The sequence below is a fragment of the Pseudoxanthomonas sp. genome (assembly GCF_036845285.1).
Classification (GTDB): domain Bacteria; phylum Pseudomonadota; class Gammaproteobacteria; order Xanthomonadales; family Xanthomonadaceae; genus Pseudoxanthomonas_A.
Window position 1 is genome coordinate 227083 of sequence record NZ_DAIUEE010000001.1, and the last position, 11977, is coordinate 239059.

8 protein-coding genes are annotated in these 11977 nt (G+C 68.6%); 7 read left to right on the plus strand and 1 reads right to left on the minus strand.

All coding sequences use genetic code 11. The features are described from left to right. Positions 1-108: 108 nt before the first annotated feature. From cysD to V7060_RS01125, 7 genes are all read left to right on the plus strand, one after another. A complete protein-coding gene (gene cysD, locus V7060_RS01095) occupies positions 109-1020 on the plus strand; it encodes a sulfate adenylyltransferase subunit CysD (protein WP_334177422.1) in 912 nt (303 codons plus the stop codon). Between the two features lie 172 nt (positions 1021-1192). After that, entirely contained in the window at positions 1193-3067 is a 1875-nt protein-coding gene (gene cysN, locus V7060_RS01100; protein ID WP_334177423.1) for a sulfate adenylyltransferase subunit CysN, read from the plus strand. A gap of 164 nt (positions 3068-3231) precedes the next feature. Further along, positions 3232-4332, plus strand: a complete 1101-nt coding sequence (locus V7060_RS01105) for an efflux RND transporter periplasmic adaptor subunit (RefSeq protein WP_334177424.1) — start codon at positions 3232-3234, stop codon at positions 4330-4332. 5 nt (positions 4333-4337) lie between these two features. Next, positions 4338-7472: an efflux RND transporter permease subunit gene (locus tag V7060_RS01110; RefSeq protein WP_334177425.1), complete on the plus strand. Its 3135-nt coding sequence runs from the start codon at positions 4338-4340 to the stop codon at positions 7470-7472. Continuing rightward, on the plus strand, positions 7465-8016 hold the full coding sequence (locus V7060_RS01115; RefSeq protein WP_334177426.1) for a GNAT family protein: 552 nt from the start codon (positions 7465-7467) through the stop codon (positions 8014-8016). The genes V7060_RS01110 and V7060_RS01115 overlap by 8 nt, the downstream gene beginning before the upstream one ends. 106 nt (positions 8017-8122) lie before the next feature. Then, the gene (locus V7060_RS01120) at positions 8123-9622 is read left to right on the plus strand and encodes an alanine/glycine:cation symporter family protein (protein WP_334177657.1); all 1500 of its coding nucleotides are present in this window, start codon (positions 8123-8125) and stop codon (positions 9620-9622) included. A gap of 1 nt (position 9623) precedes the next feature. Further along, complete coding sequence (locus V7060_RS01125) at positions 9624-10487, plus strand: TrmH family RNA methyltransferase (protein WP_334177427.1); 864 nt, start codon at positions 9624-9626, stop codon at positions 10485-10487. An 86-nt stretch (positions 10488-10573) separates the two neighbouring features. Here the strand turns inward: V7060_RS01125 and V7060_RS01130 are convergent, their stop codons facing one another. Further along, positions 10574-11962, minus strand: a complete 1389-nt coding sequence (locus V7060_RS01130) for a M28 family peptidase (protein WP_334177428.1) — start codon at positions 11960-11962, stop codon at positions 10574-10576. Between the last annotated feature and the right edge of the window lie 15 nt (positions 11963-11977).

Below are 11977 nucleotides of genomic sequence, written 5' to 3' on the forward strand. Positions count from 1 at the left end.
ATTTCGCCGGCATGAGCCGCCGGCCGAATACTGCGCGGCCTTCCGGACGCTCCGGCCACGCCTGCTAGGCTAGCCCGTCCCGAGCCACCGCCTCCCTTGCCTGCCCTGATGACTGCCGTGCCCCGCCTGTCCCACCTCGACCGCCTGGAAGCGGAAAGCATCCACATCCTGCGCGAGGTCGCGGCCGAGTTCCGCAATCCGGTGCTGCTGTACTCGGTGGGCAAGGACAGCTCGGTGCTGCTGCACCTGCTGCTGAAGGCGTTTGCGCCGGCGCGCCCGCCCATCCCGCTGCTGCACGTGGACACGCGCTGGAAGTTCCGCGAGATGATCGCCTTCCGCGACCAGCGTGCCGCCGAGACCGGCGTGGACCTGCGCGTACACATCAACCCGGACGGCATCGCCCGCGACATCGGCCCCATCACGCACGGCGCCACCGTCCATACCGACGTGATGAAGACCCAGGGCCTGAAGCAGGCGCTGGACCACTACACGTTCGACGCCGCCATCGGTGGCGCCCGCCGCGACGAGGAGAAGTCGCGTGCCAAGGAGCGCGTGTTCTCCTTCCGCAACGACAAGCACCGCTGGGACCCGAAGAACCAGCGGCCCGAACTGTGGAATCTCTACAACGCGCGCATCCACACCGGCGAGAGTGTGCGCGTGTTCCCGCTGTCGAACTGGACCGAGCTGGACATCTGGCTTTACATCTACCGCGAGCACATCCCGGTCGTGCCGTTGTACTTCGCCGCCGAGCGTCCGGTGGTCGAGCGCGATGGCGCGCTGCTGATGGTCGACGACGACCGCCTGCCGCTGCGCGAGGGCGAAGTGCCGCAGCAGCGCCGCGTGCGCTTCCGCACGCTGGGCTGCTATCCGCTCACCGGCGCCATCGAGTCCGAAGCGGATTCGCTGGAGAAGATCATCGCCGAGATGCTGGTGACCACCAGTTCCGAACGCCAGGGCCGCGTGATCGACCACGACCCCGGCGCGTCGATGGAGAAGAAGAAGCTGGAGGGGTACTTCTGATGGGTACTCCTACGCCGTCGTCCCAGCGAACGCTGGGACCCATGTGGACGTTCGCGCGATCAATGGCGATTGCCGGGGTTCCCTGCAAGATCAAGATGGATCCCAGCGTTCGCTGGGATGACGAACCAAGATCCCATGCATTTCTTGTAGCGAAGCTCCAGGTGGCGGCAGCATGAGCACGACCAGCGATATCGCCAGCTACCTCAAGCAGCACGAATCCAAGCCGCTGCTGCGCTTCATCACCTGCGGCAGCGTGGACGACGGCAAGAGCACGCTGATCGGCCGCCTGCTGCACGACAGCAAGCGCCTGTTCGACGACCAGCTGGCCGCGCTGGAGAAGGACAGCCGCAAGCACGGCACGCAGGGCGAACGCATCGACTACGCGCTGCTGCTCGACGGTCTGGCTGCGGAACGCGAGCAGGGCATCACCATCGACGTGGCCTACCGCTACTTCGATACCGACCAGCGCAAGTTCATCGTCGCCGATTGCCCCGGGCACGAGCAGTACACGCGCAACATGGCCACCGGCGCATCCACCGCGGACCTGGCCGTGGTGCTGGTGGATGCGCGCAAGGGCCTGCTGACGCAGACGCACCGGCACAGCTACATCGTCTCGCTGCTCGGCATCCGCCACGTGGTGTTGGCGGTCAACAAGATGGATCTGGTCGACTTCGATGCCGCGGTGTTCGAGCGCATCGCCGCCGACTACCGCGCGTTGGCGCAGCGCCTCGGGATCGCCGAGGTCACCTGCATCCCGCTGTCGGCGCTGGACGGCGACAACCTGTCGTCGCGTTCCGCGCGCACGCCGTGGTACGCCGGTCCTGCGTTGCTGGAGCATCTGGAACAGGTGCAAATCGAAGCGCACGACAGCAGCAGCGGCCTGCGCCTGCCGGTGCAATGGGTGAACCGCCCGCACCAGAATTTCCGCGGCTATGCCGGCACGATCGCGGCCGGCGAGGTGAAACCCGGCGACGAGATCGTCGTATTGCCGTCCGCGCGCCGTTCGCGCGTGGCGCAGGTGCTCGGCGCCGATGGCGAGGTGGCGTCGGCGTCCGCCGGCCAGGCGGTGACGCTGACGCTCACCGACGAGATCGACATCAGTCGTGGCGACGTGATCGCCGCCGGTGGCGATCCGCCGGAAGTGGCCGATCAGTTCGCCGCGCACGTGCTGTGGATGTCGGACGCGCCGCTGCTGCCGGGCAGGCCGTACTGGCTGAAGATCGGTGCGCGTACCGTGGCCGCCACGGTCACCGACATCAAGCACCGCATCGACGTGAACACGCAGGAGCACCTGGCCGCCAAGCGGCTGGAGCTCAACGAAGTGGGTTACTGCAATCTCAGCCTCGATGAGCCCATCGCGTTCGAATCCTATGCGCGCAACCGCGCGCTGGGCGGTTTCGTCCTGATCGACCGCTACGACAACACCACGGCGGGCGCCGGCACGCTGGACTTCGCCCTGCGGCGTGCGGGCAACGTGCACTGGCAGCACGTCGATGTCGATCGCGCGGCACGTGCGCGGCAGAAAGGCCAGGCGCCGAAGGTGCTGTGGTTCACCGGCCTGTCCGGCGCGGGCAAGTCGACGATCGCCAACCTGGTGGACAAGCGGCTGCACGCGCTGGGGTACCACAGCTTCCTGCTGGACGGTGACAACGTGCGCCATGGGTTGAACCGCGACCTCGGCTTCACCGATGAGGACCGCGTGGAGAACATCCGTCGCGTGTCGGAAGTCGCGAAGCTGATGACCGACGCGGGCCTGATCGTGCTGGTCAGCTTCATCTCGCCGTTCCGTGCCGAGCGCCGGATGGCGCGCGAACGGTTCGCCGACGGCGAATTCGTCGAGGTCTTCGTCGACGTGCCGCTGGCGCTGGCCGAGGCGCGCGACGTGAAAGGCCTGTACAGGAAGGCGCGTGCCGGCCTGATCCCCAATTTCACCGGCATCGATTCGCCGTACGAAGTCCCCGAGCACCCGGACGTGCACCTGCATGCGGGCGAGCAGAACCCCGAAGCCCTCGCGCTGCAGGTGCTGGCGACGCTCGGCCTGGAGTAGGCGCGCCGCCGGCCTGCGTGGGCAGGCAAGGGTCATAGGTCATGGTCGGGCGTGTGCACCACATGCCCTTTGGCGCGTTTCGGACACGAACCGCCGCATCCACTGCAGCCTGCGTCACGCGCGGCCGGTAAACTGGCTGAATAACGACGATTACGGGATGTTCCATGCTGAACCGATTCGCCCCCCGCGCGCTGCTGGTCGCGCTGCCTCTCGTTCTGCTCGCCGCCTGCGGCGATGGCAAGGGAGCGCAGGCGAAACCCAACGGCAACGCGGCCGAGCGCCCGATCCCGGTGACCACCCGGGTCGTCCAGCCGAGCGCCTGGAACGACACCCTGCAGGCGCTGGGTACCGCGAAGGCCCGCGAATCCGTCACCCTGACCGCGAAGGTCAGCGAGATCGTGCAGGACGTGCATTTCGAAAGCGGCCAGCAGGTCGGTGCAGGCCAGAAGCTCATCACGCTGAAGGGCGACGCCGCGCAGGCGTCGCTGGTGCAGGCCGAAGCGACGTATGCCGAGGCCGAGCGCCTCTACCGCCGGCAGAAGGAACTGGCCGACCAGCAACTGATCGCACGCTCGCAGCTCGATACGCAACTCGCGTTGCGCGATGCCGCCGCCGCCCGCGTGCGCCAGGCGCGTGCCGACATCGGCGACCGCAGCGTGCGTGCGCCGTTCGCCGGTGTGCTCGGCATCCGCCAGGTCAGCCCTGGCGCGCTGATCACCGCCAACAGCACCATCGCCACGCTCGACGACATCTCGCGCATGTACGTGGATTTCCAGGTGGCGGAAGCGGCGCTCGCTTCCGTCGAGTCCGGCCACACGGTGACCGCGACCGCGGCCGCATACCCCGGCGTGTCGTTCGAAGGCCGGGTGGAAACGGTCGATGCGCGCATCGATCCCGCCACGCGCGCGGTGACGGTGCGGGCGGTGTTCCCGAACCCCGACCGCAAGCTGCGCCCCGGCATGCTGCTGGACGTGCGCCTGTTCCGCCCCGAGCGGCAGGCGCTGGTGATCCCCGAGATCGCGGTGGTGCAGGTGGGCCGCGATTCCTTCGTCTACCGCGTGAAGGGCGATGGCAGCGTCGAGCAGGCGCCGGTCACCGCCGGCGTACGCCGCGACGGCAAGGTCGAGATCGTCAAGGGCATCGCGGCCGGTGAGCGCATCGTCATCGATGGCACCGGCAAGCTGCGTCCCGGCGTGAAGGTCGCCGACGCGGCGCCGGCCGCCCCGGTGAAGCAGGACGCGCCCGCCGCCGACGGCCAGGGCTGAGCGCCATGAAGCTCTCCGATCTGTCGATCAAGCGCCCCGTGTTCGCGGTGGTGGTCAGCCTGCTGCTGGTCGTGCTGGGCGTGATGTCGTTCCTGCGCCTGACCCTGCGCGAACTGCCGAACATCGACCCGCCCATCGTCTCCGTGGAAGTGAACTATCCGGGCGCGTCGGCGGCGGTGGTGGAAACACGCATCACCCAGATCCTCGAGGACGGCCTGTCCGGCATCGAGGGCATCAAGACCATCCAGTCGAGCAGTCGCAACGGGCGTGCCGACGTCACCATCGAATTCAATCTCAGCCGCGACATCGAGGCCGCGGCCAACGACGTGCGCGACCGTGTCAGCCGCGTGATGAACCGGCTGCCGGACGAAGCCGATCCGCCGCAGATCTCCAAGGTCGAGGCCGACGCCGACGTCATCATCTGGTTGAACATGCGCTCCACCGTGATGGACACGATGGAGCTGACCGACTACGCCGACCGCTACGTGCTGGACCGCCTGTCCGCGCTGGACGGCGTCGCGCGCGTGCAACTGGGCGGCGGCCAGCGCTACGCGATGCGCATCTGGCTGGACCGCGAAGCGATGGCGGCGCGCGGCGTCACCACCGGCGACGTCGAGACCGCGCTGCGGGCGCAGAACATCGAACTGCCGGCGGGCCGCATCGAATCGCAGACGCGCGACTTTACCCTGCGCGTCGAGCGCGGCTACCAGCGGCCCGAGCAGTTCGCACAGCTGCCGCTGCGCAAGGGCGCCGACGGCTACGTGGTGAGGCTGGGCGACGTGGCGCAGGTGGAGCTGGGTGCGGAGGAGCGCCGCTCCTACCTGCGCAGCAATGCCGTGCCGAACGTCGGCCTGGGGATCGTGCGCACCTCGACGGCCAATGCGCTGGACGTGGCCCGCGCCGCGCGCGCCGAGGCCGCGGTGATCCAGCAGACCCTGCCCGAAGGCACGGAAATCTTCATCGCCTTCGACAGCACCACCTTCATCGAAGCCTCGATCGAGCGCGTGTACTGGACGCTGGCCGAAGCGATGGTGCTGGTGTTCCTGGTGATCTGGCTGTTCCTCGGCAGCCTGCGTGCCGCGCTGATCCCGGCGGTGACGGTGCCGGTCTGCCTGATCTCCGCGTTCATCGCGCTGTATGCGTTCGGCTTCTCGATCAACCTGCTGACCCTGCTCGCCCTGGTGCTCTGCATCGGCCTGGTGGTGGACGACGCCATCGTGGTGCTGGAGAACGTGCAGCGCCGCGCCGACCTGGGCGAACCGGCGTTGGTCGCCGCGCGTCGCGGGACGGCGCAGGTGGCGTTCGCGGTCATCGCAACCACCGCGGTGCTGGTCGCGGTGTTCCTGCCGGTGGGGTTCATGGAGGGCAACACCGGTCGCCTGTTCCGTGAATTGTCCGTCGCGCTGGCGGCGGCGGTGGCGATCTCCGCGTTCGTCGCCCTGTCGCTGACGCCGATGATGTCGTCCAAGCTGGTGCGCCCGCATTCGGCGCCGCGCGGGCTCAACGCCTGGACGCAACGCGCGCTCACGCGCATCAGCGGCGGCTATGGCCGCCACGTGGAGCGGCTGGTCGGCATGACCGGCAAGCGCATCCTCGGCCTGGTGCTGGCGGCGATGGCGCTGTGCGGCATCGCGATCGTCGTGCTCGGGCTGCGCGTGCCCAGCGAACTGGCGCCGGCGGAGGACCGCGGCCGCTTCTTCGTGATGGTCGACGGTCCGGAAGGCGCCGGCTTCGACTACATGGTCGGGCAGATGCAGCAGGTCGAGCGCATCGTCATGGGCCAGGTCGGCGGCGACAAGCCGATCCAGCGCGCCAACTCGCGCGTGCCGCGCGGCTTCGGCGGCAGCGAGGACATGCACACCGGCCAGGTGATCGTGTTCCTGCAGGACTGGCACGAGCGCGGCGTCAGTACCGACGAGGTCGTCAACGGCCTGCGCGGCGAACTGTCGAAACTGCCCGGCGTGCAGGCGCGCGCCAACGTGCCAGGCGGCCTGGTCGGCAGTCGCGGCCAGCGCTACCAGCTGGTGCTGGGCGGACCCGACTACGCCGAGTTGGCGCAGTGGCGCGACCGCATCCTGCAGCGCATGGAAGGCAATCCCGGCATCCAGGATCCGGATTCGGACTACAAGGAAACGCGCCCGCAGATGCGCGTGAACATCGACCGCGACCGCGCCGCCGACCTCGGCGTGTCGGTGCAGGAGATCGGCCGCACGCTGGAAACGATGATGGGCTCGCGCCAGGTGACCACGTACGTGGACAACGGCGAGGAATACGACGTCATGCTGCAGGCCGGCCGCGACAAGCGCGCCAACACCGAAGACCTGGCGCAGACCTACGTGCGCGGCAGGGATGGCGCATTGATCCCGCTGTCCAACCTGGTGACGCTGAGCGAGATCGCCGAACCCGGTACCTTCAACCGCTTCAACCGCCTGCGCGCGATCACCATCAGCGCGGGCCTCGCGCCCGGCTACACGATGGGCGAAGCGCTGGAATGGACGCGGCAGACGGTGGCGGAGGAGTTGCCGGACTACGCGCAGATCGACTGGAAAGGCGAGTCGCGCGAGTACCAGGAAGCCGGCGGCGCCATCCTGCTGACGTTCACGCTGGCGCTGCTGATCGTCTATCTCGTGCTCGCCGCGCAGTTCGAGAGCTTCATCCATCCGCTGATCATCATGCTGACGGTGCCGCTGGCGGTGCTGGGCGCGTTGATCGGCCTGTGGGTCACCGGCGGCACGCTGAACCTCTTCAGCCAGATCGGCATCGTGATGCTGATCGGCCTGGCGGCGAAGAACGGCATCCTCATCGTCGAATTCGCCAACCAGCTGCGCGACGACGGCGCCAGCGTGGCGCAGGCCATCGCCGAATCCGCACGCGTGCGCCTGCGCCCGATCCTGATGACGTCGGTGGCCACCGTGGTCGGTGCGGTGCCGCTGGTGCTCGCCGGCGGACCGGGTTCGGCCAGCCGCGCGACCATCGGCATCGTGGTGATCTTCGGCGTGACGTTCTCCACGCTGCTGTCGTTGTACGTGGTGCCGGCGTTCTACGCGCTGCTCGCACCGTTCACGCGTTCGCCGGAAGCAGTGGCGCACGAGCTGAGCAAGCTGGAGGCGGAAACGCCTTCCGTCGGCGGCCATGGCTGATCCGGATGCGCGCCCGCATGCCGGCGTGCGCATCGGCGGCGACGGATTCCTGCTGCGCGCGTGGCGGCAGGACGACCTCGAATCCCTGCTGCACCATGCGGACGATCCGCGGGTGCCGCGTGGCCTGAGCGACCGCTTTCCGCATCCCTATACGCGTGCGGATGGCGAAGCCTTCCTGTCCGGTCGGGTGGTGGATCTCGCCCATCCCGCATTCGCCATCGAGATCGGCGGTGAAGCCTGCGGCGGCATCGCGGCGCGTCCGCACGCGGGCGAGAAGGCGCACGGCGCCGAACTGGGCTACTGGCTCGGCAGTGCGCACTGGGGGCAAGGCCACATGAGCCGCGTGGTCGCGGCCTACCTCGCCTGGGTGGTGCCTGCATACGGGCTGCGGCGTGTCGAAGCGAACGTGCTGGACCTCAATCCCGCCTCCGCGCGCGTGCTGGAGAAGAATGGATTCACCGAGGAAGGCTGCCGGCGCGCGGCCATCCGCAAGCCGGATGGCCTGCACGACCTGAGGCTGTTCGGACGGCTCTGGCCGGGCTGATCCGGTCGACGGGACTGCGCAGCGATGCGCGTTGCGGTTATCTTGCACGGGTCCCGTGGCGCCCATGCGCCGCCCTGCCTGCTTCACTCAATTGGAGACCCGTACCTTGGAAGCCTTCTTTTCCTGGTTGAACGGCATCATCTGGAGCAACGCGCTGATCGCGCTGTGCCTGGGCGCCGGCCTGTGGTTCACCCTGCGTACCCGCGTCATGCAGGTCCGCGGTTTCGCCGAGATGTGCCGCCTGACTGTGACCGGACAGAAGTCGGAGGCGGGCGTGTCGTCGTTCCAGGCGCTGGCAATCTCGATGGCGGGCCGCATGGGTATCGGCAACATCGCGGGCGTCGCGACCGCGATCGCCTATGGTGGCCCGGGCGCGGTGTTCTGGATGTGGGTGATGGGCTTCCTCGGCGCGTCGACCTCGTACATCGAGTGCACGCTGGCGCAGATCTACAAGGAAAAGGACGCCGAAGGCCGTTACCGCGGCGGTCCGGCCTACTACATCGAGAAGGCGATGGGACTGAAGTGGTACGCGGTGACGTTCGCCGTGGCCACCGTCATCGCCACCGGCCTGCTGCTGCCGGGCGTGCAGGCCAATGCCATCGCCGACAGCGCCAGCAACGTGCTGTGCGGTGCCGGCGCCTGCGAGGCCGTGGGCGGTGCAGGCGCGCTGAAGCTGTGGCTGGGCCTGGGCGTGGCCGCGCTGCTCGCGGTGATCATCTTCGGTGGCATCAAGCGCATCGCCACCTTTGCCGAAGTCGTGGTGCCCTTCATGGCGCTGGCCTTCATCCTGATGGCGGTGATCGTGATGATCGCCAACGTCGGCAAGGTGCCGGCGATGTTCGCCGACATTTTCTCCAGCGCGTTCGGCGCGCATGCGGCGTTCGGCGCGATCATCGGCCAGGCGATCGCCTGGGGCGTGAAGCGCGGCATCTACGCCAACGAGGCCGGCCAGGGCACCGGGCCGCACGCCGCCGCCGCCGCCGAAGTCTCGCACCCGGCCAAGCAGGGCTACGTGCAGGCGTTCGCCATCTACTTCGACACCATGCTGGTGTGCACGTCGACGGCGTTCCTGCTGCTGTCCACCGGCATGTACAACACGTTCAAGACGGTCACCGAGAACGGCAAGGACACGCTGGTCGAGATCTTCTCCGGCGTGCCGGGCGTGCAGCCGTCGGAAGGCGCACAGTTCACCCAGGCCGCGGTGGAATCGGTGCTGCCCGGCTGGGGTGCGGGCTTCGTGGCGCTGGCGCTGTTCTTCTTCGCCTTCACCACCATTATGGCCTACTACTACATGGCCGAAACCAACCTGACCTACCTGGCCGGCACCAAGAAGACCCACCCGCTGGCCACGCTGCTGCTGCGGCTTGGCATCGTCGGCATGGTGGTGTTCGGCGCATACCACAACGCCGCGATGGCGTGGACGCTGGGCGACATCGGCGTGGGCCTGATGGCCTGGCTCAACGTGGTGGCCATCCTGATCCTGCAGAAGCCGGCGCTGATCGCGTTGCGCGACTACGAGCGGCAGAAGAAGTTGGGCCTGGACCCGACCTTCGATCCGGTCGCGCTGGGTATCCGCAACGCCGATTTCTGGAAGAAGCAGGCCTGACGTGAGCAATCCCTGGAACAACCGCCCGCCGCGTCCCCCTGGGACGCCGACGGGTCGGCGGCATCCGCCACGCGCGCAGGATGAGCGTCCGGCGCGGGACCCGGCGCCACGCGACGAGCGACCGGGGGGCGCATCGCGCAGCGAGCTGCGGCTGTACGGACTCAACGCGCTGCACGCGGTGTTCGCGCGCCGGCCCGAGGCCATCCGCAAGGTCTACCTGACCGAGTCGCGCATCCCCGCGCTGAAGCCCTTGCTGGCGTGGTGCGTGAAGCAGCGCGTCGGCTATCGCGTGGTGGAGGAGGGCGACCTCGACCGCCTGGCGGCCAGCACGCATCACGAAGGCGTCGTCGCCGACGTGCTGAAAGTGGAGCCGATGCCGATGGGCGACTGGTTGCGCGCGCTGCCCGACGGCAAGCCGGTGTCCGCGCTGTGGCTGGACGGCGTCGGCAATCCCCACAACTTCGGTGCCATCCTGCGTTCGGCCGCGCATTTCGGCGTGGCCGGCATCCTGCTGCCGCGCGACTCCACGCTGGCGCTGTCCGGCGCGGCCGCGCGCGTGGCCGAAGGCGGCGCGGAACAGGTCCCGCTGGTGCGCATGGGCAATCCCGAAAATGCGATCGGCCAACTGCGCGGTGCCGGCTTCTCGCTGGCCGCGACGGTGGTGCGTGGTGGCGATGATCTGTTCGCCGCGACGCTGCCAAAGCGGCTGGTCTACGTGATGGGCGCCGAGGGCGAGGGCATGGATGCGCGCCTCGCCGATGCCTGCGACGTGCGGCTGTCGATTCCCGGCAGCGGTGCCGTCGAAAGCCTCAACGTCGCCGCCGCAACCGCGGTGTTTCTTGCGCAGTGGCGGCAGCGCGCCTGATCGGATGTAGGAGGGGCTTCAGCCCCGACGTTCCTTGATCCGGTTTCGGCCAAGCGAGGGTCGGGGCTGAAGCCCCTCCTACAGGCTCAATCCTTCAACTGACTGCCAAAATCGCCCTCGGCCTCTGCCGCCAGATACGCGAACACGGTGTACGCCGCGACGTTCTGCGCCAGGGCGGCGGGATCGATCTTGTCCAGCGTGTCGTCGGCATTGTGGTGCAGGTGGAAGTAGTCGTTGCCGTCCTGCGCCAGCCATCCCCACGCCATGCCCTTGGCGGCGAACGGGCTGATGTCCGGCCCCGCGCTGCCCTTGCCTGGCGCGTACTCGATGCCGAGCGGCGCCAGCGCCTGCGCGATCTGCTCGGTCGCCTTGCGCGCATGCTCGGGAGCACCGGTGTTGAAGGCGTAGATGCGGCCGGCGCCGAAGTCGCTCTCGGCGGCAAGCTGGTGGCGGGTGATGTCGGCCAGGTGCTTCTCGGCATACGCCTTGCCGCCGTAGAGGCCTTGTTCCTCGTTGGCGAAGGCGATCACGCGGATCGTGCGCTTGGGCGCCTGCTTCAGTTGGCCGATCAGATGGCCGGCGGCCATCGTGATGCCGATGCCGGCACCGTCGTCGATCGCGCCGGTGCCCAGGTCCCAGGAATCCAGGTGGCCGCCGATCACCACGACCTCCTTCGGCAGGCTGCGCCCGGTGATCTCGCCGATGACGTTGTGCGAGGTGTATTCGCCGTCCCAGCCGCAGTCCAGCGCCAGCGACACGCGCACCGGTCCGCGTTGCAGCAGGCGCGCCAGCTGGTCGGCATCGGGAATGGTCAGCGACGCCGCCGGCACCGGCGTCAGGCCATCGTCGAAACGGGTGATGCCGGTGTGCGCGACGCGGTGGTTGTCCGTGCCGGCCGAGCGCATCAGGAAGGCGACCGCGCCCTTGCGGACCGCGGCCGAAGGGCCTTTCGAGCGGATCGCGCCGCCGTTGCGGTAGTCGCTGCCGTCACGCGCGGCCTTCATCTGGTAATCGATGAAGGCGATCTTGCCGGCCAGCGAGCCTTCCGGCGCCGCTTCCAGCGCGGCCAGGTCGGCGAAGCGGACGATCTCCGCATCCACCTTGCCGGCCGGACTGCCGCCCAGTGCGGTGACGGTGAGCGGCTGCGCGTGTTCGCCCAGCACGACGGCGTGTTCGCTGCGGCGCACCCACTTCGGGAACGTCACCGGTTCGAGCCACACCTTGTCGAAACCGAGTGCCTTGAACTTCGCTTCCGCCCACGCCACCGCCTTCGCATCGGCCTCGCTGCCGGCCAGGCGCGGGCCGATCTCCGTCGTCAGTGATTCGACGACCTTCCAGCCGGTGCCGTCCGCAAGGGCCTGCTCGCGCAGCGTCGCGGCCGTGGCGAGTGCGGCATCGGGAATGCGGGTCTCGCGCTGCGCGGCGAGGGCGGGAACGGCGAGGGTCAGGGCGAGCAGCAGCGGAGCAAGGCGCATGGCATATCCCGGAAA